This window comes from Singulisphaera acidiphila DSM 18658 (genome assembly GCF_000242455.2).
Taxonomy (GTDB): Bacteria; Planctomycetota; Planctomycetia; order Isosphaerales; family Isosphaeraceae; genus Singulisphaera; species Singulisphaera acidiphila.
In genome coordinates this window covers 7,540,180-7,565,417 of the sequence record NC_019892.1, presented here as the reverse complement: position 1 = coordinate 7,565,417, position 25,238 = coordinate 7,540,180, and the positions used below count along the sequence as shown (strand labels likewise).

Below are 25,238 nucleotides of genomic sequence, written 5' to 3'. Positions count from 1 at the left end.
GGATCGTCAATGATTGAGGTGGTCAACTTCACCAAGCGTTACGGTGATTTCGTGGCGGTCGATGATCTGAGCTTCTCCATTGGTAAGGGAGAAGTCTTCGGATTCATCGGCCCTAACGGCGCCGGGAAGAGCACGACCATTCGCTTTCTCGCCACCTTGCTTCGGCCGACCTCGGGCGAGGGACGCGTTTGCGGGCACTCGGTGGTCAACGATCCGATGGCCGTGCGCCGGGTGATCGGGTTCATGCCGGATGACTTCGGCGTTTACGATGGGATGAAGGTCTGGGAGTTTCTTGATTTTTTCGCCGTCGCCTACGAAATTCCTTATACATTCCGCAAGAAGATCATCGGCGAGGTCCTCGAGCTGCTCGATCTTACGCATAAACGAGATGATTACGTCAATGGGCTTTCCAAGGGGATGAAGCAGCGGCTCTGTTTGGCCAAGACGCTGGTCCACGATCCGCCCGTCCTGATTCTCGACGAGCCGGCCTCCGGGCTTGACCCTCGGGCCCGTCTCGAGATGAAAGCGCTGCTCAATGAGTTGCGCGGAATGGGGAAGACGATCCTGGTCTCGAGCCATATCCTTTCCGAGCTGGCCGACTTTTGCACGTCGATCGGGATCATTGAACGAGGGAAGCTGCTTGCAGCCGGGAGTATCCAGGAAATTCAGCGCCAGTTGCGCTCGCACCGGGTGCTCAAGGTCCGCGTCCTTGATGAGACGACCACTCGCGCGGCCTCGATTCTCGGTGATGATCCGTCCGTTCGGACGGTGGAGCTGTTCGACCACACGCTCACGGCCGAATTCGAAGGGCAGGATGAAGACATGGCGAGACTCCTCGGCCGTTTGATCGGCGAGGGGGTGCAAGTCAACTCATTCGCCGAGGAGCCCCTGAGTCTTGAAGAAGTCTTTATGATGATTACCAAGGGAATCGTCAACTAAGGGTGAGAGTGAGAGAGCCTGAAGCTCCGGCCATTTGAAAAAGAACCATCCATAAGGATGGGCCTGGCTTCATTGGTTCGGTCCGTCGGATGTAGCGAACCTTTCGGAACCTTCTGGATCGATCTTCGATGCTGTTTCGCGACAACCCTGTCCTGACGCGTGAGCTGCTCGTCAACCTGCGGTCACCCCGCGCGTTCGTGTTGCAGTTGATCTATGTGCTCTTCCTCGGCGCGGTGGTCTATTTCTACTGGCCGGCCGATTCCGAAGGGGGACGCCAGGTTGGGTCGGGGGTGGCCCGTCGATTGTTCGAGCTCTTTTTCCTCGGTCAATTCTTTCTCGTGGCCTTGGTGGCGCCCACGTTCGCGGCCGGGAGCATCACGGGCGAGAAGGAGAGGAAAACCTATGAGATGCTGCTGGCCAGTCCACTTAAGCCGTTTAACATCCTCACCGGCAAGTTGCTCAGCTCGCTCAGCTACTTGGTCATCCTGATTCTCTCCAGCCTGCCGCTGATGATCCTCTGCTTTTTGCTCGGCGGAATTCTGCTCTCCGAGATCGCTCGCGCTTACGTCGTCTTGATCCTGGCGGCAGGGACGTTCGGTCTCTTGAGTGTCGCCGCCTCCAGTTTCTTCGGGCGGACCAGCTCAGCCTTGATGGTGAGCTATCTGATCATTCTTCCGCTGGCGGTCCTCTGCGTGGCATTGACGCGGACCGATCCCAACGACCCCCGAGCCCGCGAGTTCGTCTCATTCATGACGGTCTCGGTACTCCCTCCGTGGTGCCTCGCCATCTGGACGGTGGTTGCGATCGTGATCAATCGCCGGCTCCTCCGGCCCCCTGACGTCGGAAGCGAGGGGAAGGATGTGGTCGACGAAGAGGAGGAGATGAAGTACGCCATCGGCGTCGTGATCGATCGTGACCTCTTTCCCGATAAGCTGTTCGCGCCTGCGAAGCGAACCGACCTGATGCCTGACGGGACCAATCCGGTCCTCGATAAGGAACTACGGAGCGAGATCTTCAGCCAAGGGACGCTGATGCTCCGCGTCGTCATCCAGGTCAGCATGCTGCTCTCGATCCCGCTGATGGCCGCGCTCCTGTTCCTTCGCTCGGACCGGGCGGGATACTACGTCGCCTATGTCATCACGTTCAACCTGCTGGTCGGCCCTGTTTTCTCGGCCGGAAGCATCACCCAGGAACGTGAGCGTCAGACCCTGGCCCTCTTGCTGACGACGTTGCTCGGCCCTGGCCGAATCGTCTTGGCCAAGCTGCTCGCCGCGCTCCGGGTGTCGACGGTCCTGACTTTCCTGCTGACCGAGCAACTCCTGCTCGCCTACTTCTTGCTTCAGGAACTTTGGGACCGGTTCTGGACCCTGATCGTCTTCCTCTTAATCATCGCGATGACCTGCTTGGTGACCACGACGATCGGTCTGCTCTGCTCTGCGCTCTCTCGCAAAACCTCGGTCGCGATCGTTTTAACGTATATGTCTCTCTTGCTCTTGTTCGCTGGTCCCGTCGGCTTGAACTACTACTTGCAAGGGTTCTCGTCGATCACCGAGGAGCGGCTTGCAGCCTTGACCGTGACGAGCCCCTATTCGGCGGCGTTCAGTATCCCGATGACTCCGATCAAGCCGAACGGCTTCTCGAATGACAACCCCGTGCTTCCCCCCTCCATCAAGGTCGAGATGATCCCGGGTGTCCCCTTGCCGGTCTGGGCCAACTTCCTGTTGCTCTATCCGCCGGTCTGCCTCTTGCTCTTCGGGGTGACCTACCTGGCATTCCGCTGGCGGTGGTGGCGTGCCGGCGCTGGGGGTTGAACCGCTTCACCGATTTGCAGCATCGCAGTCCTGGAGCAATTTGGGGTTTGCGAACCGAGATAAGGGGCGACCGTCAAGAGTTCTGGACAAACTCTTGACGGTCGCCCCTTTGTAGATCCTCGGTTGATGATTTGAGCAGAGGGAGCGCCCCCTTTGGATTGGTGGATCCCGCAACAACGGGATCGCTTCAGGCGCGGGCCTCGGGCATTGTTCCATCTTCGAGATACCACATCTTATCCGGTCCTTTGACCAGTCGGACCGTGACCGGAAACGTTCGGCCGGGTGAAGTCGGTTGGTCACGCTCTTGGACTTGCAGCGTGAATTTCGCTTCCAGGTGCGTCAGTCCCGCGCTTTTCTCGGATTTGAAGTCCTGGACCGAGAAAAGAAGGGGGTTAAACCGGCCGCCTTTCGCGGGTTTCAGCGAATTGAGTTTCTCGTTCCAGTATGTATTGAATTCATTGAATGAGTGAAAAAACCGGGAAGATCGTCCATCCGAGCTTAGGAGCAACCACATTCGCCGGATGTGCGGGACACTGTGCGACAGGGCGGCATAATAGTCTTTGGCCGCCTGCTCGGGGGTGATCCGAATCGGGCGTTCCATGGTGATGAAGAGTGGATAGCTCAAGAGGAGGAGCCCAATCCCACCCCCCACCAGAATCAAGAACGCAGTCTTGAACATGAGCGACGTGAGTGTGAGGTAGAGCAGGACCAGAAGCACGCCTGCTACGACGACCAGGCGAATGACGTCCGGTCCCCATTCGGCCCAACGGGACCAGACCTCGTCGACCGTCCCCGGCTTCGCATTTGAACGCGTCTCCGGTCGATCCGCGGGCTGCGCCTTTCGTGGCCTTGGAACCGGCTCGGGGATGGGCGGAACAACCGGCGAGTCTTCGCCTTCCTCCGCCAGGGGGTCGAGGCCCTCGATTTCGTATGACCCTTCCGAGGCGATTGGTGGTGGTGTGGGAACGGCCTTGCGGGAAGTCGCTTTCGGCTCGTCCGACGTTAGCCAGCCCAGGTCGACGTTCTCTTTTTCTTCATCAGGGGAGGGGATCTCGACCATCGGTCCCAGCCTCACGTTGTCATCGCGGAAGATCCGAAGAGGATGCGACCCCAACCCGACCCGCGGTGGTCTTGTTAGAGCCGGACAGAAAAGGGACAAGGGGGTTGCCCTTGTCCTTCCGTCTCCTCCTTGCCACGCCGATCGTTCAGCGTCGTTAGGAAAAGGCCCATTTGCAAGATGCCACAGTTCTGATGCCGCCGGTCACCACTGAAGGTCTGCGCGAGACACCAGATGGAGGCGGCCGTCATCGCTGCTGACGAGGAGGTCGAGAGCACCTTGACCATTGCCGTCGATCCCGGACGGGCTACAGCCCTCCGCGCCGAAGATGACGGGGCGACCGTCGCGATACCGGAGTAGGCGGGGAACCACTCGACCATGTCCCACGTTTTCAAGGAGGATGACCGTCGGCAAGCTCTCCGGATCCTCCAGGGGGAGGCCGGTCAAGGCCGGGATCACGTGACGGTTCCCCCGGGGCAGACCGACCAGGAGATCCGTCAGCCCCGAGCCGGTCCAGGGCCCCGCCCAGAGGCTACAGCGACCGGCCTGGCCGAATCCGCCGTCGAGTCGTAGGAAGCGACCGAGTCGGTCGACCAGGGGAGCCGGGGCCCCGACATCGAGCGTTCCCGTGCGCGGGAAGACGCAGAGGAACCCCTGCAAGTCGAGCGCGATGAGGTCGATCTGTCCGGACGCATTCCAGTCGGCGACGGCGGGCCGGACTCGCGGCGGGATGATCAGCGGTCCCCCGTCGCAGCGGAGTGGGCTCGGTGAGCCGAACCGAGGTGAATCGGCCGCACCGTCGTTGCGCAGGAAGAGGATCTCTCCCCCCGCGCCGCTGACGAGCAAATCGAGCCGGCCGTTTCCGGTCCAGTCGACCAGTGTGGGACAGGAGTAACCGAGCCGAGGTGCAAGCGGGCCATCGAGCATTCCGTCAGGGCCGGGATCGACTCGGAACGGCGCACCGCCTCCTTCGATCGTGACGGGTGCAAGGTAGCGGTGGTCGTCGCGCGTGCCCATGTCCTGAACATAGTGGAGTCGACCCGAAGCGTCGCCGAACACCAGATCCAGGTCGCCGTCCGCGTCCAGGTCGCCCACGGTTACGACGGCATGCCCGGCCAGCCAAAGCTCCGAGCGCTCGCTGAGAAGCTCTTCCGGAGTCTTCGCATCATTGCGGGTCGGCCCCGAATGGACGCTGAAAACATGCCCGGACGAAGTTCCGTAAATGAGCTCCACACGACGGTCGCCGTCCAGGTCGGCGGCGACCACCGCCGTTCGATCGTCGGGCAGTTCGAGCGGGGCGTGCCCACATTGGAGCGTCCTTGGCTCCATCAGGACGGGCGGACGCTGGCCACCGAAGTTGCGGTAGATCCGGACGATCCCTCGGCGATCGGTCGCCAGCAACTCCAGGCTCCCTCCCCCTCCCCAGGCGACGGTCAGTGCGGCCGGGTGCAGGCCGAGCTCGAGCGGACCGGCGTCGGATCCAATCTCCGGCTGGAGCTCGAAGGCAGGGGCCCCCGCTTGGCCGACGTTGCGGAGCCAGAGAAGGCGCCCGGTGGGTGCCTGGCCACGCCAGAGTCCCCCCCGGTCATATCCCGGATGGCCCCCTTTTTGGTTGAATCCGACCTGTTGAGCCTGAGGAAGCCGGTCGGAGTCGGGCCAGTAGCCGGTCAGGTCGTCGATGCCTACCAACAGGTCGGTCAGGCCGTCGCCATCCCAGTCGAGTGCGACGATTTGGACCACCCGGCAGGGACCAATACCCAGGTCGGCTCCGATGCCGAGCCCCACCCTCTCGTTGAACTCCGGTCGAGCGCCCTGTCCCTTGTTGGGGAGCAGAACGAGCTCGTTCTGAGCGAGGGCGACGAGGTCGAATCGACTCGGTGAGCCGTTGGGGATCACACAGACCGAGCGAAGTCCTTCGAGTCCGGGAACCAACTCGCCTGAATCATAGCGGCGGCCCTGCCCCTCTTCCGTGGGCAAGCGGCGATAAACCCGCGCCGTGCGCTCGCGCGCACCGCCACCGGCCGTGACAAGCAGGTCGGGATGCCCCGGCTCGAACCAGTCGACCACCAACGGTTCTGCGTTCCATCCGTGCCCAAGCGGGGTCGCCCTAACCGACGAGTCCCAGGCGATTCGCGTCCGTCGTTCCCCGTTCGATGTCGGGTCGTTCTCCGTTCTCGTGTCGAGATCAGCCGATGCCATCACCGTCCCCCTCCGCGTTTTCGAATGCCCATCCCCAACGACGGATCGCGAACCCGTATTGTAGCGGCTTGGTACTGCGGAAGCGCGTTCCGATCGCGAGTTTCTCGGGAGTTTCGCATCCGGCCAATCTCGCCATAAAAAGCTTTCGAGATCGATTGCTCGACTTACGCAGTGTCTTTATCCTCTCCAACCGCCGTTAACTTCCAGGACGTGGCCCGTGATATAGGCCGCTAGGGGAGAGCAGAGGAAGAGGACGGCGTTGGCAACATCTTGAGGGACGCCGAACTTTCGCCAGGGAATGGCTTTGTGCATTTCGGTACGGACGGTCTCAGAGAGCGTGGCGGACATGGCGGTCTCGATCAGGCCGGGAGCGATGGCGTTCACGCGGATGGAGCGCTTGGCGCACTCTCGGCTGAGCACTCGGGTGAGCGCCTGGACCCCCGACTTGGCGGCGGCGTAGTTGGATTGACCGTGGAAGCCCGCCGAGGCGGAGAGGCTCCCCATGTTGACGATCGTTCCTCCGTCTCGAAGGATTTGCAGGCCGAACTTACAGCAGTAAAAGACGCCTGAGAGGTTCACGTCGAGCACGCTCTGCCAATCGTCGATCGACATTTTGGCGATGGTGCGATCGCGGAGGATGCCGGCGTTGCAGATCAAGGCGTCGATTCCGCCCAGCTCCGCATCAACGGTACGCATCATCGCCTCGACGGCCACGGGATCGGCGACGTCGGCCGCGTAAACGTGGGCGCTCCCTGGTCTCTGCTGACGCAGCTCGTCTGCTAAGGCGTCGACATCGGCCTGGGTCCGGTCGCCAAGGTGATTGAGGACCACCTCACAACCCGCCTGGTGCAGCGTTTGCGCAATCTGGGCGCCGATGCCTTGGCTGGCCCCCGTGATGAGGGCCCTTGTTCCGGAGAGGTCGATCGCGATGCTCATGGACATCTTCCTTGGGATCACGGGGAATTGGGGCCGGCTCGTTTTCCAGGCGGGCATGAATTCTCTGTCTCGCGAGCGAAGGAGGCAGAGGTCTGCCACTCTTCGCTCGTCTCAGAGGTTTTGTGAACATTCTCGTTGCATCAACATCGGAGAGCGACCTCGATCCATACCTGAACATCCCGGCTAGATTCCGGAACCATTGTGGAATGTATAGCGAAATCGGGGCAAACGGCCCTGGTTGAATCAAGTCCGATGCGCCCATGTCCGAATGAAACTGTTAGAGCCGCTATAACCGGATTGATCATTCCAAATGGTGCGACCGGGTCAAGACGCCGGGAGAACGAGCTTATTCTCCTGATTGTGATTGACGAATCCACGGCCTCGGCAAGGAACCGTCCCAGTGCTTGACCAACAGCCTACTTCCCGAATCAGGGCTTGCACCTTCCGTGTTCGGTTGCGGTGTGGTGCTGGGTTAGCGTTGGCTGCATTGATCAGTTCTCTCACGGTCGCAGCCCAACCCCCCGAAACCGTGCCGTCCCCGCCCCCGGCGCTTCCGCCGACGGCCGAAGGTCGTGTTCTTCCGCCGTTTGTGCCGAGCGCGGTTCCGTCGCAGACCTCGACTGCGACGACTGTCCCCTCGGTCTCCGCGCCGCGGACGATTGAGCTCTCGCCGTCCGAGACTTTGCCTCCGGTGAAGCCGATCGTCCAGCCCGATGTTCCGACGGTCATCCCTGTGGATCCAGTCCCGCTGCCCCCGGGAGTCTCTCCTGGCGGTGCGCGGGTCATCAATCTGGTCAAAGATACGACCGGCCTGCTTCCCACCTTACCTCCCGGCCCGCCGATTCCGCGACCGGTGGAGGCCGTGGCGCAGGGGATCCGGGAAATGATCTCCGACGTCAAGGAACCCGAAGCCGAAATCAACGTGGCGATGGGGCAGACCAAGCTGATCGAGACCAAGCGGCTGCTGACTCGTGTCGCCATCGCCAACACGGCCGTCGCCGACGTCGAGCTTCTCAGCGATCAACCGAACTCAAGGCTCCTCAACATCTACGGTCGATCGTTCGGTCAGACGAACCTGACGCTCTGGGACACCGACGACAAGCCAGTCTCGTTCCTGATTCGGGTCACCCTGGACACTCGCGACCTTGAGTCGAGAATCAAGCAGGCCTATCCGGGGGCCTTGGTCCACATTCGTCAGATTGGCTCGCAGGTCATTTTGGAGGGTGAGGTCGCCGACAACAAGTCGGTGGGCGACATTCTCCAGCTCGTTCAGACGGAGCTTCGCAACAGCGGTGGCCTGAGAATGACCGGGGGCGGTGGCGGTGGCGGTGGCATGGGAGGGGGTGGCGGTGCAGGTGGAGCACCGATGTCTGGCGGTGGCGGGATGAGCGGCGGTGGCGGGATGAGTGGCGGCGGTGGGATGAGTGGCGGTGGTGGCGGGATGAGTGGCGGTGGGATGAGCGGCGGTGGCGGTGTCGGTGGCGTCGGGATGGTCATCATCAACCGGATTCATGTCCCGGGACCTCGCCAAGTCTTGCTCCGCGTGAAGATTGCCGAGCTCAACCGTGATGCGATCCGCCAGCTTGGGGCGAGCTGGTTCAGGATCAAGGACCGGAGCATTATGGCGTCGACGGTCGGTGGAGTCGCCAACCTTTCCGCGGGGGCGAGCCTTGGGGCCGGTGCCGCCGGTGGCGGCGCAGCCACCAGTGCTCTCGCCGGCATCATGCACGAGGCTGCGACGACTTTGACCCCGGTGGGGACTGCGGCGAGCGCGGGGGGCACCCTCTTCGGAGTTTTCGATGCAGGGCGCTTCTCGTTGTTCATCGACGCGCTCAAATCCAACGCGATGGCCAAACTCCTCGCCGAACCGAACTTGATGACTCTCGACGGCCAGCCTGCTCAGTTCATTGCGGGGGGGCTCTTCCCGTATCCGGTTCCCCAGAGTTCGTCGATTCCGGGCGGAACGGCCGTCGTTACGGTGCAGTTCGCCAAGTTCGGAGCGATCCTGACCTTTCTGCCGCAGATCCTGGCCAATGACGTGATCCGGCTCGATGTCGAGCCGATCTTCAGCGCCCTTAACTTCGGTCAGGGAACCCTCATCAACGGCGGTCGAGTGCCTGCGATCGATCAGAGAAGTGCTCGGACCGTCGTCGAGCTTCGCGAAGGGCAGACTTTGGCGATCGCCGGATTGCTTCAGTCGACCACGAACGCCACCACCATTCGCGTTCCGATTCTCGGCGACCTCCCCGTCGTCGGCCCCTTGTTCAGCAGCAACAAGATCGAGACGGTCGAAACCGAGTTGATTGTGCTGGTGACTCCCGAACTGGTTGCCCCGATGGAGAAGCACGAGGTTCCTGAATCTCCCGGCGACCGGGTGATCCAGCCCAACGACTTCGAGTTCTACTTCCTGGGACGAATCGAAGGCAAGTCGGGCAAAGACTTCCGCGCGACGGTCCGGGAGCTCGACCCGCTGAACGTCATGAAGCACTTCCAGAGCGAGAACCAGTGGGTGATCGGACCACATGGCCACGCAGACTGAGTGGCGGCACCTTGCCCCGAGCTTGAACGCGAAACCTAACCCTTTCAGGGGGATATGATATATGTGGTTGGCACGAGGGAAGTTCCACTGGGGGGGAGGCGCACTAGCCATGGGCCTGCTCGCGGCGACGTTGTGGGCTCAGCCCCCCGTCCCGATTCCTCCCACGGGCCCTGGTCCGGTCGGGCCGGAAGGATTTGCACCGAGAACGAAGCGTCAAATCCGCCATCAAGCCTGGCGCGACACGTTTATCGGCCGACCGGCGGACTTCATCGAACCCCCCTTGGGAAGTTACGTCCAAGGGAACTTCTCATTGATGCGGGCCAAAGCCGATCCACATCGTTTTACCCTCTACCGGAGCGACTTTCTCGACGGCACGGATCGTCTTTCTCCGATCGGAGCAGGCCGTTTCAACCTGATGGCCGCGCGTCTCTCAGGTTGGCTTGGTCCCGTCGTGATCGAGTGGAGCCCGGATGAACCGGGGCTGGCGGAGTCCCGCCGCGCGGCCGTTGTGGCGGCCCTTCAAGGAGCAGGGCTTCCCGTGATTCCCGAACGCGTGGTGATCGGGCCTTCGGTCTACCCCGGAGGGCTGGGTGAGGACGCCGTTAACTATCACAATATTATGATTTCACGTGATCAGCGGGCACCGACCTCATTCACGACCAGCCCGACCAGTACTTCTGGGTTCGGCATGAGCGGCGGAGGAAGCCAATAACATGAATGTTTCATGGGAACGCCGATCGTGGCGAAACCGGACCCTGGCCGCGATGATGCGGCCAGGGACGGTTCTTGGGCTATCGTGCGTCTTGACTTCACTCATCGGCTGCCAGACTGTCCCACGCGGTGGCCAGACCAATCCGGGATCGGTCTCCACGACGGGAGCGCCCAAGCAGGACGCCTCGGTGGCGAAGACGGACTTCCATCGCGATGTGACCCAGGATCAGCAGTTCAACGTTCACCTTGAACTCGGCCGAGTCTTCGAGTCGCAGAAGGAATACAGCGCGGCCTTGTCCGAGTATGAGAAGTCACTCGAGGCATGCACGCGCCGCGGTTTCGGGGCAGGCATCAAAGGGAGCGGTGAGAAGCAGGCCCTGGCCCACCGTCGGATCGGCGGGACTCTCGACCGGCTCGGCCGGTTCGCCCAGGCGGAAGATCATTATCGCCTTGCGTTGAAGGCCAGTCCCGACGATGCGAAGGTCTGGAACGACTCCGGTTACAGCTACTACTTGCAGAGCCGCTGGACCGATGCCGAGCGAAACCTCAAGACGGCCGCCAAACTCGCCCCGGACGACATCAGGATTCAGACGAACCTTGGGTTGACCCTCGCTGCGGCGGGCAAGGCCGACGAGGCTCTGATCGCTCTGAGCAAAGCGGGTGGTAGTGCAATCGCCCACGCCAACCTCGGCTATCTCCTGGCGACGATGGGACAGAAAGAGGAAGCGCGGGCCCACTACCAAACGGCGATCCAGTTGCAGCCTAACCTGGCTCCCGCACGCCAGGCCTTGGCCGCTCTCGACGCCAAGGCTCTGAAAGCCGAGGAAGTTGCCACGACGATCCCGGCACCCGTGGTCCCCTCCGCCGATGCCAGCATTCGACGAACAACCGGCCCAAGCGTTACGCAGGTCTCGGTCACGCCGCTGCCGCAGCCGAACTCCTTGCCCCAGGAGAAGTGAGGGGTTCAGGACTCCACACTTGATATTTGGGTGGCTTCGCGCAAAACTCAAGAGAGAAACGAACCTGGTGCCGAAGCCCCACCGGACGCTTCTCGTTGCCATGAACGTTCGCTTCGATCCAGCCGGTTGCCTGATCCGCTCGCTAGACTTACCGATTGACAAGAAAAACAAAGAGGGATGGAGCGGTCCCGACCTGCTCCATTCCCGGGGCCGAATCTCCCGATGGGTCCAACCGAGGCGGTCGTGCGACTGACCGCCTACGTAAAATCGAACACCCCATAAGCTTCACCCCACCCGCCATCCCGCCAGGGATTCGGGGAGAACCTCCCACCATGCACCTTCGTACTCTCTTTCGCCACATGGGTCGAACCCTCCTCGGACTGGGATTCCTCTCCTGTTCCGCCTTCGCTGGTGAGCCTGATGCGGCCGGGAGCGACTTCTTCGAGAAAGAGGTTCGCCCACTCTTGCACGAACGCTGCATCGAGTGTCATGGTGACCGGGAAGCTCCGAAAGCAGGGTTGAGGCTGACGAGCCGGGAGGCGATCCTCAAAGGGGGAGAGAGCGGTCCGGCCGCGGTCGCCGGGGCTCCCGACGAGAGCCTTCTCATCGAGGTGATCCGCTACATTGATGAGCCGAGGATGCCCCCCAAGGCGAAGCTCGCCGACCGCGAGATTGCGACGCTCACACAGTGGGTCGCCATGGGGCTGCCCTGGCCCAATTCCAAGCCTTCCGCGCCTGTCGCGGGTGACGGCAAACCCGGATCGGCGGGGATCACCGACGAACAACGCCAATTCTGGTCGTTCCAACCGGTCCGCGATGTCAGCGTTCCCCAAGTCAAGGATGGGACCTGGGCGCGAACCGACATCGATCGGTTTATTCTTGCAACGCTCGAGGCCAAAGGACTTCACCCCGCCCCTGCCGCCGACAAGCGAACGCTCATCCGCCGCGCGACCTTCGACCTGACTGGCCTGCCGCCGACCCCTGAGGAGGTTGAAGCCTTCCTTGCCGACCAGACTTCGGAGGGCTTCAATCGTGTGGTCGATCGTTTGCTCGCCTCGCCACAATACGGCGAGCGCTGGGGCCGCCACTGGCTCGATGTCGTTCGTTACGCTGATTCGTTCGATGCGCGAGGCGTGGGAGGCGCGGGAGATATCGCCGAGGCCTGGCGCTATCGCGACTGGGTCGTCGATGCCTTCAACCGCGACCTTCCCTATCGTGATTTTCTTATCCAGCAAATCGCGGGCGACCTACTTCCGGCTCCCGAACCCGACGGCCTCAACGTCGAGGGAACAATCGCAACCGGGCTGCTCGCGATTGGAAACTGGGGGGGCGGCGACGCCGACAAAGAGAAACTGCTGACCGACATTGCCGACGACCAGGTCGACGTGGTGAGCCGGTCATTCATGGGCTTGACGGTCGCCTGCGCTCGCTGCCACGACCACAAGTTCGACCCGATCCCGACCCGCGACTACTATGGACTCGCCGGCATCTTCTTCAGTAGCCATATCCTCCCCAACGTGGGAGCCAAGACGGGCGGGCCGTCCATGCTTCAAATCCCTCTCGTCTCTCGAGCGGAACTCGCTCGACGCGAGCGAGCGAAGCAGGATGTCGTGTCTCTCGAGAAATCGCTTGAAAACGTCCTCAGCGATGCAAAAACTCAACTGGCCCGTGACCTGATCCCTCAGACGGCTCGGTACATGGTCGCCGCCTGGGATTTTCGGACTCAGGCCGACGGCTTGACATCTCAGCCATTGCGGGAATTTGCCGGGGAGCGAAAGCTCCACCCCTACGCGCTTCGCCAGTGGATCGAGGACTTGGGGCTGGGTCGTGACTATCCGTTGATGACCACATCCGTCCGTGACGTCTCGGGGCGGGTTGGCCTTCAGGCCTGGAAAGGCCAGGCCGATTGTCCCTCCTTGACTGTCAACACGACGGGTGAAGAGATTGCGCTTCTGACCTTCAAGCTTCCGCCTCGTTCGGTTGCGGTCCACCCCGGACCGAGCGGTGGAGTCGCGGTCTCCTGGACCAGTCCGGTGTCGGGTCGAATGACGGTTTCCGGTTTGCTGTCGGATGCCGATCCCTCGGGGGGCGACGGAGTGGCCTGGGCGCTCGTTCAACGCTCGCGAGTCTCGAGGCATGAGGTTGCGCACGGTGAGATCGACAATGGGGGAAGCCATCAGCTCGATCCGAAGTCTTTGCTCCCCCTCGTTGTCGAGAAGGGGGATCGGATCGAGCTTCAGGTCCTCCCCAAGAACGGTCATACGTGTGATACCACAACCGTGGAATTGACAATCGCCGCCGAGGGGGGTGGGGGAGAGTGGCAACTCTCACGCGACCTCATCGAACAACCGCTCCAGTCGAACCCGCACCCCGACCGTCTCGGCCATGAGGCAGTCTGGCGGTTCGAGGACATGGAGGGGGACGTTCGGTCGCCTGCCTTTGCGGCCGACTCCAAGCAGGCGCTGGAATCTTGGGAACAGGTCCTCAAGAAAGCCCCCACGGATCACGCGGCGATCGAACGGGTCGCGAACGAGTTTCAGGCGAATTTTCACCGGACCGACTCGAGCAGTCCTTTCTGGGTCAGGATGGACGCCGATGAGAAGATCTTGCCCGAGTCCGCCATCCGGAAGATTGAACAAATTCGCAAGGATCTGGATGCTCAAAGACAGGTGGCGATGGCTCCGACCCTCTACGCCAATGGAACGCAGGAAGGGGGAGTGCCTGAAAGTCCACATGCTGGCGTCCATGATGTTCGCGTCCATATTCGCGGCAGCTATTCGCGACTTGGAGACCTCGTTCCTCGCCATTTTCCCTTGATCGTGGGAGGCGACTCCCAGCCCCCGATCACGTCGGGAAGCGGCCGGCTCGAACTGGCCCGCTGGCTGGCCAGTCCCGAGCACCCCTTGACGGCTCGAGTGATGGTCAACCGGATCTGGCAGCAACACTTCGGTGCGGGGATCGTGCGAACGCCGAGCAACTTCGGCAAACTCGGCGAGCGGCCGACTCACCCCGAACTGCTCGACTATCTCGCCAAACGGTTCGTTGCGGCAGGCTGGTCGATTAAGCAAATGCACCGTGAAATGATGCGTTCGGCCGTTTATCAGCAAGCGAGCAACCCCTTGCCGGAAACCGGGGCGGCGGATCCCGGCAATCAATGGTTCGGGCGAATGAACCGGCGCCGGCTCGAGTCGGAGGCGATCAGGGATAGCTTGCTGGCTGTTTCCGGCCAGCTCGATCGTTCGATGAAGGGGCCTGCGGTACGCGACTTCGAGAACAAGCGGAGAACGCTCTACTATATGACGATCCGCTCGGACCGTTCGTCGTTCGGCCCGCTCTTTGATGCGGCCGATTCGACTGCCATGGTCGATGTGCGGACCGTATCGACCGTCGCTCCTCAGGCGCTTTTCCTGCTCAATAACGCTTTTGTCATAGGACAAGCCCAGGCCCTTGCCGCGCGCCTGGGAGCGGGAAACCAGGACGATCGAGCCAAGATCGATCGAGCGTTTTCGATCCTCTTCGGCCGGTCCGCGGACCGCGAAGAACAAGAGATCGGGCTGGCTTACCTCGCGTCCAGTGAACCGCGAGAATCGGCCTGGGAGGCCTACTGCCAGCTCTTGCTCTGCACCAACGAATTTATCTACATCGACTAAGGCGATTCGCGCTCGATCGAAGGGACTGCCATGCCGATTTCGACACGCATGAGCCGCCGAGAGGCGATTTCGACGTTTGCCAACGGGTTCGGAGTCCTCGGGCTGGCCGGCCTGCTTGACGCGGAAGCGCGTGCCGATGGGGGGAAAGCCAACCCGCTGGCGGTGAAGCTGCCGATGCATGCCGCTCGCGCGAAGCGCGTGATCTTTCTCTTCATGTCCGGGGGGCCTTCGCACGTCGATACGTTCGATCCCAAGCCCATGCTCGCACGCGACAATGGTAAGCCCTTACCGTTCGCGATGCCTCACCTCGTGCGGACCAAGACGGGCAATCTGCTCCAGTCACCGTTCAAGTTTCGCAAACATGGGCAGTCGGGCACCGAAGTCAGCGAGCTCTTTCCGAATGTGGCCGCATGCGTCGATGACATCTGTGTGATTCGCTCGATGGTCGCCGACAACATCAACCACAATGGCGCCTGCCTCCAGATGAACACGGGCGAGCAAGCCTTTTCCAGGCCAAGCCTGGGCTCGTGGTTGCTTTACGGACTTGGCAGCGAGAACCAGGACCTCCCTGGATATCTCGTGATCAGCCCGGCGCAACCGGCCCAGGGGGCTCCCCTCTGGACGTCGAGCTTCCTCCCCGCCGCTTATCAAGGGACGCTCGTTGCCGACCTGAAGAATCCGATCGCCAACCTCGCGAACCCACGGATTTCGCTCGATCGCCAACGCGACCAGCTTGATACGTTGAGGATGCTCAACGAACGGCACCTCCAGAGCCGTCAAGAAGACAGCCAGCTCAGCGCCCGGATCTCGTCGTTCGAGCTGGCCTATCGGATGCAGCGTCAGGCTCCCGAGACCTTCGACGTCAGCCGAGAGTCACCGGCCACCCGGGCCCTCTATGGTCTCGACGACCCGACGACCGGCATTTTCGCCACCCAGTGTCTCATGGCGCGCCGCCTCTCTGAACGCGGTGTCCGGTTCGTTCAGGTCTACCACACCCAGACCGCGAAACGAGCGAGTTGCCAACTCTGGGATCAGCACGGCGGACTCAAGACGGAACTCCCGAACAACTGCGCGGCGACGGACCAGCCGATCGCCGCGCTTCTCAAGGACCTGAAGGGGCGGGGCCTCCTTGAAGACACCCTGGTGATCTGGGGAGGCGAGTTCGGCCGGACTCCCACGGCCGAAGGAACTGACGGCCGTGAGCACCACCCGTTCGGCTTCACGATGTGGCTGGCCGGTGGAGGAATCAAAGGGGGGATGACCTACGGCGCGACCGACGAGTACGGCTGGCACGCCGTCGAAAACAAGGTCCACGTCCATGACCTCCACGCCACGATCCTCCACCTGATGGGCATCGACCATACCAAGCTCACCTACCGTTACAGTGGCAGAGACTACCGCTTGACCGACGTCTTCGGTAACGTGGTCAAGCCGATTCTTGCCTGAGACGCACGTTTATGCCACGCTAAAGCGATCTTCGTTCGAGTCGATCACAAGGCTGATTGATCGGAGTGGCTGGGGGCCATGCTCAACCCCGGTCTTTCGGCCCACACACCAGGGGCCGACTACGGCCCCCAGCCACCCCGAAGTGGTCGACTCGAAGGTAAACCGCTCAAGCATTCTTCCCAAAGTCGGCCGCAGTCGCGTATCGGATGGGCCGTCCACCCGTTGGGCTTCCACCGTCCGACCTACGGTTCGGGCCCGCTCCGAAGTGGGGCATCCACCCCGCCCCGGACCGGGAAGCGATTCAACGTCTTTTTACTTTGTTTCGACACAAAGGAACCCTCTTATGAGAGCCGCTCGCATTGCCGCCTATCTCGTTCTTGCTCTGGCGCCCCCGGCGCTTGCGGAGGAGCCATTTTACCTCAAGGATGGCGATCGAGTCGTTTTCTATGGAGATAGTATTACCGATCAGCGTCTCTATACGACATTCGTCGAGACGTATGTCGTCACTCGATTCCCTTCGATGAACGTCTCATTCGTTCATTCCGGATGGGGAGGTGACCGCGTGACTGGTGGTGGCGGAGGCTCGATCGATACCCGGCTCAAGCGGGACGTCCTCGCCTACCGGCCGACGGTCATGACGATCATGCTCGGCATGAACGACGCAAGTTATCGCCCCTTCGACGAGAATATCTTTCAGACCTACGCGAAGGGGATGGAACGTATCGTCGAAAAGGTCAAGGCGGAGCTTCCCGAGATCAGGATCACGTTGATTCGCCCTTCCCCGTTTGATGACGTCACGCGTCGCCCTGTCTTCCCGAACGGTTACAACGCCGTTCTGATCCGCTACGGCGACTTCCTCAAGGAGCTGGCGGAAAAAGAGCACACTCAACTTGCAGACTTGAACACGTCGGTTGTCAATGCAACCAAGAAGGCGTATGAAACCGACCCGGAAAAAGCCACGAAATTGAATCCCGATCGGGTCCATCCCGGCCCGGGTGGCCAGCTCTTGATGGCGGCCGCATTGCTCGATGCGTGGGATGCGCCGGCCCTGGTTTCCAGCGTGGACCTCAAGATCGAATCGAGCAGCGAGCCGAAGGTCCAGGTGGAAAAGACCAAGGTCTCGGACGTTCAGTGGAAGGACAACGTCTTGAAGTGGACGCAACTCGACGAGTCGCTTCCATTCCCGGTCGATCTGAAAGACGACGTGATCAAGCTGGCGGTCAACTCCTCCGACTTCGCGAAAGACCTTGACCAGCAAAAACTCAAGGTCGCTGGGCTCGAGGGGGCCGACTATGTCTTGAGCATCGACGGAGAAGACGTGGGCTCCTTCTCAAAGGACCAGCTTGCCGAAGGCATCAACCTGGCCCTGCTCTCGACGCCGATGACCAGGCAGGCGAGTGAGGTTCATAGCCTGACGCTCAAGCACAACAATATTCACTTCACACGCTGGCGGCAGATTCAGGTCCCGCTGAGCGATATTAAGTCACCCCATCTGGATGAGGCGATCGCCGATCTCGATCGTGTTGAGGCCGAGATCGTGGACCAGCAGCGTGCCGCCGCCCAGCCGAAACCAAGACGGTATGAGTTGAAGCCGAAAGCTTGACCTCGACGGTTTCGGACTGCGTGGGTTCATTGTCACCCCGAAGGGGGCAACCGTTTATTGCCAGGGCCAGGGGGGGATGCCCCCTTGGTCTTCGGTTTTTGATTGCTTGCGGAATATCTCATCAACGAGGACTCCGATCAAAATTCCCACGCCGTAGCAGATCAGGTCACTCCAAAGGAAACCGAAACCGAGGATCAAACCGCCCAAGCGATTGGCGCGGAGGGAATCGATCCAGGGCGCGTGGTAGAGCTGGCTGATCTCGATCAGCAGGGCGAAGCTCAGTGAGAGTGTTGCGGCCATCCTCCGCGATATCGCCGGCCTCACGAAGGTGAGGCCGAGATAAACCACCAGTGCCCAGAGGATATCGCCAGCGTAGAGACTGACGACGCGGGGCTGATATTCCGGGAATCGGCGCGAGCTCAGACCGAGCGCGACCACGAGGATGGCGGCGGCAAAGACTCGGCTGCGGCTTCGACGCCGATCCATCATTCGCGATCAGTCCTGCGGCTGTTTTGGCCGAACCAACTCGGTGTAAAACTCGGGTCGGCGGTCGGCGATGCGGTCGACCTCGTGTTTGCCCGGGACTCTGATCAGCCGTTTCTGCCGGGAGCGAGCCGGGTCGATCTCGGCGTAGAAGATTTCTTCCGCGTCCGGACTGGCGGACTGGAGAATCTCGCCGTTCGGGCCGGCGATCGAACTCCGGCCGATGAACCGGAACCCGCGCTCTTCGCCGACGCGATTCACCGCCATGGCATAGACGACGTTCTCCATGGCGCGACAGGCAATCATATGAATCGCGGCGCACTCCGAATGAGTCGGCCAGTTCGTCGGCAGCAGGAGCACGTCCGCACCCAAAAGGCTCAGGACGCGTCCCGACTCGGGAAAGGCTCCGTCGTAACAAATGTGCATGCCAATCCGTAAGCCCTCGTACTCCTGAATCGCGAACGGGCGATCGCCCGGATCCGCGAAGCGATCGACCCCGAGGAACGGGAGATGCACCTTGCGGTAGGAGCCGATCACCCCCGACGGGCCGACGAGGACGCAGGCGTTGAAAAGTCGATCGCCGTCTCGTTCGAGCAGGCCGAAGACGGCGGCAATCCCGAGCTTGGCGCATTGGCTCTCGATCGTCTGCACACTCGGCCCTGGAATTGGCTCGGCGAACGCCAAGGCCTCTTCGCGGCTCTCGAAACCGTAGCCGGTCAGCGCGCACTCCGGAAAGACGACGAGGCGGGCCCCCTCGGCGGCGGCAACGCTCATCTGACCGACGATCGCGGCGCGGTTGGCTGCGACATCGCCGATCTTGACATCCATCTGGACCCCGGCAATTCGGAGCGGGCTGGGCATGTTCATCAGACGACGGCCTCGACGATGGGTTCGGGGTCGAGCGGAAGGATCGGCCTTCGGATTCTCTGATACGTATAACGTGCCGGGTTCGACGCCGTCAAACCAGGCGTGTCCACTTCGATGATCGTGCCGGCGATCGGGGCATAAGCCGCTTTGTAGGCGACGGCCGCCTTGACCACGATGAAGCGGGCGCTCTCTGGGGTGAGTCCCAGGCTTGTCAACTGGCCAAGGCTGAAGGGAGGATGACGCAACGAGGTGAGCACGAGCCGATTCTCCCCCTCGAGCCGGACCACCGCCGTGGCCCCTTGATCGTTGTTCCGGATTCCGCCGTGCCTCGGGAGTTTCTCGACATAGTGCCCGTCATGGAGCACTTCGACGAAGCCGGTCACCCTCAAAGGGGGCGCATTGCGATCGATCTTACCACCGGCCGAGAGTGCGACGGAGCCGCCGACGCCGGCATGTTGGCAGGCGAGGACCGCGTCGGGATCAAAAAGCACGACGAGCGACCGGGTCGCCCCTTGCTTGAGCAGTTCGTGGATCAAGACGGTGCTGTCGGCCGCTGAACCTCCGCCGATGTTGTCGCCCAGGTCGACCAGAATCACCGGGGTCTGGCTGGTCGCGAGGCCCCTGGCCACAGCTTCGGCGGCGTCAGGGGGGGTAGCCGTGAGTTGGTGGCGATAGTTCCAGAGACTCGCGGAGAGGTGTTCGGCCATTTCCGAAGCCAACGCGAGGTTGTTATCGGTGACCGCAATGCAGGTTGGCCCCGTGGCTGCGACGTCGGCGTAAGGGAAGCCGGCGAGGATGCTGGCATCAAGGAAACCTTGGGAGCGTTCCAAGCCTTCGAGGCCGGCGATCAGGCCCTTCATCGGTTCTCGACCGGTTTCCTGAGCGAGCAGGTGGATCAGGATCGGGGGCTTGCTCATCGCCTGCGTGGGTCGGATGAGTCCGGTTGCGGCCTGCCAGGCCAGGTCACCCGCTCTCTTGCCTCGCGCTCGCTGATCGACGTGGGGGTAGGTCTGATAGGCAATCAGGGCGCTGGACTCGGATACCATCAAGGGGGAGACGTTGGCATGAAAGTCGAGCGTGACGATCAAGGGGCGACTCGGGCCGATCAAGGATCGCACCTTGGCGAGCAAGCTGCCATCGGCGTCGTCCTCGCCATCGGCAACCATGGCACCATGGAGGGCCAGGAGGACGGCGTCGACGGGCCCGGCCTCCTGCAAGGCTTGGAGCAGTCGATCGGTCAGTTCACGATAAGTTGCGGAGGTGAGAGGGCCGGACGGGGTCGCCCAGCCCATCAACGTGGGAACAATCTCGAAGCCGTTCTTTGCGGCCGATTCGAAGAATCCGCCCACCTCGTGGTGGGCTTCGCCCCAGCGCTGGAAGATCCCGTCGCCGATCTCCAGTCCCCCCGACTCGAACGCGGTAAGGTCGGTCCGAGAGGTCGCGAATGTATTCGACTCATGCATCAGACCGCCAACGGCGATTCTGGCCATCGCGAAGTCCCCAGAGGGTCGGGAAGAGTGGGATCAGTTCAGTCCCTCACGCTGTGCTGACTTTGGTCTCCGGATGTAGGTCCAGCGTGGCAGGGGCGGGTGCATCGGCCGGTTGCGCATCGAAGAGGAGCGCAACACGATCTTCGGGGGGAAGCGGTGAGAGCCAACTCCCGATCAGACCGGCTGCGAGCGACGCCGAGAGTCCCCAGATACAGGGATCGAATCCGAGCAGGTAATAGGGCCGGAAGGAACTCGCCGCTCCAATATCCGGGTTGGGGGCGAAGAGCCAGCCGAGGTGCAAGCGTTCGGGCCCGAGCGTGCCGAGCACGTAAAGGCCGAGTGTGACGGCGGTCCCGGTCGCCATCGCCGCGATTGCTCCGGCGGCTGTCGACCTTCGCCAGAAGCTGCCGAGCAGTGCGGGCATTAGGAAGGCCGCCGCCATGCCGGTGCTTGAGAAGACAATGATGAGCTGAAGATATTTCGGTGGGTTGAGGGCCACGACTGCGACCAGCAAGCCGATCCCGACCGTCGTTGAATAGCTGGCCCAGGCGATCTCGCGCTCCGTTGCTGTCGGGCGGAAGAAGCGCTGGTAGAGATCGCGCACCAGGCCCGAGGAGACGATCAGGAGCCAGCCGCTCACGGTGCTCAGGACGGCCCCGTAAGGGGCAGCCAGGATCAAGCCGGCGACGTAAGGGTTGGCGAGCTTGATGACGAGGCTCGGCATTACGTCGTCAGACGACGCCAGGTTGGGCAGGATGCTCCGGGCCGCCACGAAGATGAAGAGCAGGGGGATGTAGATCAGGGCGTTGTAAATGGTGAGATAGATGATGGAATAGCGAAGCGTCCTGGAATCGCGGAAGGCCATCAGGCGAACGAGCGTTGATGGTTGTCCCATCCCCGTAATAGCCCACATGAAAAAGAAGGAGATGGCCAAGCCCAGGGGATGAAACTCACGCCCCGCGCCCGGACCGAAGCCGAAGCCCGGGTCGGTCTGCGCCATGCCCGAGTAGGTGGCCTGCGCGAACCCGCCCGAGGCGGTCATCGCCAGCGGGAACAAAAGCATGACTCCGATCGCCATGATGATGCTCTGGAAGACATCGGTCCAGATTGCGGCCAGAAACCCGCCGTAGGTGGTGTAGGCAACGACGGTCGCTGTGAAGATCGCCAGGCCGATGTAATAACCGGCGTCGGTTGTGGCCGCGACCTCCGCGCCCACAAACCAGGACGTCGTCTCCACCGGGAGCACGATCTTCATGATCCGGGCACCGGCTGCAAATTGCGCCACGAGGTTGCAGACCAGGAAGAACATCACCAGCAGGCTCGTCATCAGGCCGAGCGTCGGGCTGCCGAACCGTTCGCGAAAGAGGTCGGGCAGGGTGATCGCGCCGGTCTTGCGGGAGAGCTGGCCGATCCGCTTGCCGAGGATCCCGAGCACGGTCACTGGAGCGACCATGTACGAGGCGATCCAGAGGGCCACGACCCAGCCAAAGCTATAGACCAGGGACGGGAATCCCACAAACGTGCCACCGCTCATCACGGCGGCCGTCAGCGCTACGGCGAACGCACCCAGCGATCGGCCTCCCAGGAAGTATTTCTCGAGGAAGGTCCCCTTGCGCTGGGCGAGGTTGGCCACCACGCCCAATCCGAGCGAGATCAGCGTGAAGAGAAGCAAGGCGATGAGGGTGGGGGGCTGAGCGTGAATGGTCTGAGCAGGATTCAATGGAGGCCCCCTTCCCGGATATCGCTCTCGAGCTCGCCTGTGTGATCCGTGCCGAGGTCGTCGTCCACCATGTAGAAGCCGGCGAACCAGAAGGTGAAGAGAGAGCAGAGCAGCCAGGGAACCATGATTCCCCAGAAAACCCAGGACGGCATCCCCCAAATGGGCTTCACGTCCTGAACGCCGAGCGGCCGCCCCTCGCGGATGTACCCGGCCCAATAGCAATACGCGCAGCAATACGTCGTTGAGATGAGCCAGGCCACCCCGATGATGATCGCCTCACGTCGGGAATGCTTTAAAACAGGATCGATGTCTCCGGACACGGCGAGTGCACTCCTAACTAACGGTGAGGCCGGCAGGGGATGCCAGCGCGGTGATCTCATTGCCTGACGTTTGGGAGAGTGCGTCGAGGGGCCAAATCCTTTTCTCACGTCGGTGCGCCGAACGCAAGCCCCTGACGTGGCGATCGACCGACTTCAACCGATATAAACAGGAACTTCAACGCGAGCGCAAGGCCTGCTCGAAGAAACCGGCGATTCGCTCTGCCACATATTTGCGGTCAGGGTCGCGTCGCGATGAGTGCCGCTCGTCGGGCAAGGGGAGCAATGCGAAGGGCTTGGCCGCCGAGATCAAGGCGGTTGTCAAACGCGCGGTGTGGCGGAAATGAACGTTCTCGTCGAGCATGCCGTGAATCACGAGCAGCTCGCCCCGGAGCGACTCGACGTGAGACAGGACGGACGATCTGCGATAGCCCTCCGCATTATTGGCGGGTGTCCCCATGTAGCGCTCGGTGTAGCAGGTGTCATAACCGTCCCAGTCCGTCACGGGTGCCACGGAAACGCCGGCTCGAAAAAGGTCAGGCGCCTCGGTCAGAGCCCTGAGCGTCATGTAGCCGCCGTAGCTACTTCCGGTGACGCCGACCCGTTCGAGATCGACGTCGGGCCAGTGCTCTCCAACAAACTTGACGCCATCCACCTGGTCGCGTACTTCCACATTTCCCATCTGTCGATTGAGCGCCGACTCAAAGGCGAGCCCCCGTCGCGCCGAGCCTCGATTGTCGGCCTTCCAGACGGCGAATCCACGTTCGGTCAAGAACTGGGCATTCATGTCGGCCGATAAGGTCCAAGCGTTCGAGACTGTTTGGACGTGAGGCCCACCGTAGACGATCACGACCAAGGGGGCCTTCTCGCCGAGGACCTTTGACTTCGGCGGATAGAATGCGCCTTGGAGTTTGATGCCGTCGCGATTGACGAATTCGACCAGTTCCGGCGGAGCCAGCCACAAGGCGCCGACGCGGGGGTCGGAACTTGCGTCATCGAGCGTTTTGAGGATCTTCCCCGCGCGATCTCGGATCGTCGTGATCGACGGGCGATCGAGGCTTGACGCCACATCGACGAAGTGCTCGCCCCCTTGTGCCACAACGGCTCGATGGGTGCCAGGCTCGTCCGTGAGACGGACCACTTCGCCGCCGTCGAGCGTGACTCGGTAGAGATGGACTTCGAGGGGAGTCTCTCGGCCGGCCGAGAACCAGGCTTCGCGTCGGTGCTCGTCGAGCGCCACAAGCGCATCCACGGGCCAGTCACCGGACGTCAACGTCCGCAAGAGCTTCCCGTCGCGATCGTGCAGTTGCAGGTGGCGGAAGCCGGTGCGCTCGGACGACCAGAGGATCTCGCCGGTCGAGTCGAGCACGCGGAGGTCGTGATGGAGGTTGATCCAGGTCTCGGCGGTCTCCTCAATCAGGAGCGTCTTCCGGAGCGACTCGACGTCAAATCGATAAAGACGTAATCGTTTCTGGTCGCGAGAAAGCGTTTGAACCAGAAGTGAACTCGGAGAGGCCCAGTTCACCCGAGCGAGATAGAAGTCGGCACCTGGTTCCTCGAGCTCGAGCCAGCGTGTTGCGCCCCCTTCGGTGGAGACGACGCCGAGCTTGACCTTGGCATTCGCCTCGCCGGCAAACGGATAGCGGTGCGTCTCGACCGAGATTTTCTCCCCCCCTTGATGAACGATGGAGTAGAGGGGGATGTGCCGCTCGTCGGTCTCCTGGTAGGCGATCGTTGCGCCGTCGGGTGACCACCAGTATCCGTTCGCGCGATCCATTTCTTCTTGCGCGATGAATTCGGCAAGCCCGTGGGTTAGGCCGTCGCCGGCCCCTTGGGAGAGCTGTCGCTCTTGCTTGGTTGCCAGATCGATCACGTGCAACTCATCGTTGCGCACGAACGCGACCTTGGTTCCGTCGCGAGACAACCTGGGATCGAGCTCGGGTGTAGGCGTGTTCGTGATACGTTCGAGCGGCCCGTCCTGACGTTGGAGGTAGAGGTCGCCACCGATCGGGAAGACCGAGACATCGGCCGCCTCGGCGCGGACGACCTGGGTAATCCCGGTTTCACGCAGTCGCTGGCGTTCGCGGCGAAGCTTCTCCGCCTCGGAAAGCGTTGATTCCGTATCTCCGTCACCAGGTGGTCTGGCCACGACGCGCGGCTCGCCCGCCGTGAGATCCACGCGCCAGAGCACTCGACTCAGGCTGGCCGACTCTGACTTCAAATAAGAGAGAGCCTTCCCGTCCGGGGTGAACCCGAACGCGGCTGGGACCACGCTCCCCGGGGTAGGGAGTTTGGCCACGGCCGCCGCATCGACCCCCTTGCGGCTCGTGTCCGGCGTCTCGGCCCAGAGCTTTGATCGTTCCGACATGAAGACTCCGAGGAATGTCAGGAGCAGAAGAGAGCGGGCTGGTCTCATCGGTTCTCTCAAAGATGTGGCTCGCGGGATGTGGTGCATGGGAGATTGCCGCTTGGCTCTGTGAATGCCAATACACCGGTGGTTTAAGGGTTTAC

General features: G+C 61.9%; 17 protein-coding genes. 8 read left to right on the top strand and 9 right to left on the bottom strand.

Annotation, left to right across the window (positions count from 1 at the left end):
• Positions 1-9: 9 nt before the first annotated feature.
• Together SINAC_RS29485 and SINAC_RS29480 are read left to right on the top strand one after the other, a co-directional pair.
• On the top strand, positions 10-939 hold the full coding sequence (locus SINAC_RS29485; protein WP_015249214.1) for an ABC transporter ATP-binding protein: 930 nt from the start codon (positions 10-12) through the stop codon (positions 937-939).
• Between the two features lie 128 nt (positions 940-1,067).
• Positions 1,068-2,750 carry an ABC transporter permease subunit gene (locus tag SINAC_RS29480; RefSeq protein ID WP_015249213.1) on the top strand — a complete coding sequence of 561 codons (1,683 nt, stop codon included), beginning with the start codon at positions 1,068-1,070 and terminating at the stop codon, positions 2,748-2,750.
• Positions 2,751-2,937: 187 nt separating this feature from the next.
• Here the strand turns inward: SINAC_RS29480 and SINAC_RS29475 are convergent, their stop codons facing one another.
• The 3 genes from SINAC_RS29475 to fabG all read right to left on the bottom strand — a co-directional run bounded on the left by SINAC_RS29475 (position 2,938) and on the right by fabG (position 6,942).
• Positions 2,938-3,810 carry a hypothetical protein gene (locus tag SINAC_RS29475; protein ID WP_015249212.1) on the bottom strand — a complete coding sequence of 291 codons (873 nt, stop codon included), beginning with the start codon at positions 3,808-3,810 and terminating at the stop codon, positions 2,938-2,940.
• A 201-nt stretch (positions 3,811-4,011) separates the two neighbouring features.
• The gene (locus tag SINAC_RS29470) at positions 4,012-6,006 is read right to left on the bottom strand and encodes a hypothetical protein (RefSeq protein ID WP_015249211.1); all 1,995 of its coding nucleotides are present in this window, start codon (positions 6,004-6,006) and stop codon (positions 4,012-4,014) included.
• Positions 6,007-6,183: 177 nt separating this feature from the next.
• Positions 6,184-6,942, bottom strand: coding sequence for a 3-oxoacyl-ACP reductase FabG (fabG, locus tag SINAC_RS29465; protein ID WP_015249210.1), 759 nt, complete (start codon positions 6,940-6,942; stop codon positions 6,184-6,186).
• 478 nt (positions 6,943-7,420) lie between these two features.
• Between fabG and SINAC_RS29460 the strand changes: the two genes are divergently transcribed.
• From SINAC_RS29460 to SINAC_RS29435, 6 genes are all read left to right on the top strand, one after another.
• Entirely contained in the window at positions 7,421-9,481 is a 2,061-nt protein-coding gene (locus SINAC_RS29460; RefSeq protein WP_154673834.1) for a type II and III secretion system protein family protein, read from the top strand.
• Between the two features lie 61 nt (positions 9,482-9,542).
• Entirely contained in the window at positions 9,543-10,193 is a 651-nt protein-coding gene (locus tag SINAC_RS29455) for a hypothetical protein (RefSeq protein WP_237722791.1), read from the top strand.
• 1 nt (position 10,194) lies between these two features.
• Positions 10,195-11,151, top strand: coding sequence for a tetratricopeptide repeat protein (locus tag SINAC_RS29450; RefSeq protein ID WP_015249207.1), 957 nt, complete (start codon positions 10,195-10,197; stop codon positions 11,149-11,151).
• Between the two features lie 332 nt (positions 11,152-11,483).
• Complete coding sequence (locus SINAC_RS29445) at positions 11,484-14,801, top strand: PSD1 and planctomycete cytochrome C domain-containing protein (RefSeq protein WP_015249206.1); 3,318 nt, start codon at positions 11,484-11,486, stop codon at positions 14,799-14,801.
• Positions 14,802-14,831: 30 nt separating this feature from the next.
• Positions 14,832-16,247 carry a DUF1501 domain-containing protein gene (locus tag SINAC_RS29440; protein WP_015249205.1) on the top strand — a complete coding sequence of 472 codons (1,416 nt, stop codon included), beginning with the start codon at positions 14,832-14,834 and terminating at the stop codon, positions 16,245-16,247.
• A 343-nt stretch (positions 16,248-16,590) separates the two neighbouring features.
• The gene (locus tag SINAC_RS29435; protein ID WP_015249204.1) at positions 16,591-17,850 is read left to right on the top strand and encodes an SGNH/GDSL hydrolase family protein; all 1,260 of its coding nucleotides are present in this window, start codon (positions 16,591-16,593) and stop codon (positions 17,848-17,850) included.
• A gap of 54 nt (positions 17,851-17,904) precedes the next feature.
• Here SINAC_RS29435 and SINAC_RS29430 read toward each other — a convergent pair whose 3' ends face one another.
• The 6 genes from SINAC_RS29430 to SINAC_RS29405 all read right to left on the bottom strand — a co-directional run bounded on the left by SINAC_RS29430 (position 17,905) and on the right by SINAC_RS29405 (position 25,095).
• Complete coding sequence (locus SINAC_RS29430; protein WP_015249203.1) at positions 17,905-18,339, bottom strand: ribosomal maturation YjgA family protein; 435 nt, start codon at positions 18,337-18,339, stop codon at positions 17,905-17,907.
• Positions 18,340-18,345: 6 nt separating this feature from the next.
• A complete protein-coding gene (locus tag SINAC_RS29425; RefSeq protein ID WP_015249202.1) occupies positions 18,346-19,200 on the bottom strand; it encodes a carbon-nitrogen hydrolase family protein in 855 nt (284 codons plus the stop codon).
• Complete coding sequence (locus SINAC_RS29420) at positions 19,200-20,690, bottom strand: M81 family metallopeptidase (RefSeq protein WP_015249201.1); 1,491 nt, start codon at positions 20,688-20,690, stop codon at positions 19,200-19,202. The genes SINAC_RS29425 and SINAC_RS29420 overlap by 1 nt, the downstream gene beginning before the upstream one ends.
• Before the next feature lie 46 nt (positions 20,691-20,736).
• Positions 20,737-22,410 (bottom strand): sodium/pantothenate symporter, encoded by a 1,674-nt coding sequence (locus tag SINAC_RS29415; RefSeq protein WP_015249200.1) that lies wholly within the window; start codon positions 22,408-22,410, stop codon positions 20,737-20,739.
• Complete coding sequence (locus tag SINAC_RS29410) at positions 22,407-22,730, bottom strand: hypothetical protein (protein ID WP_015249199.1); 324 nt, start codon at positions 22,728-22,730, stop codon at positions 22,407-22,409. The genes SINAC_RS29415 and SINAC_RS29410 overlap by 4 nt, the downstream gene beginning before the upstream one ends.
• Before the next feature lie 175 nt (positions 22,731-22,905).
• Positions 22,906-25,095 (bottom strand): S9 family peptidase, encoded by a 2,190-nt coding sequence (locus SINAC_RS29405; protein WP_015249198.1) that lies wholly within the window; start codon positions 25,093-25,095, stop codon positions 22,906-22,908.
• Between the last annotated feature and the right edge of the window lie 143 nt (positions 25,096-25,238).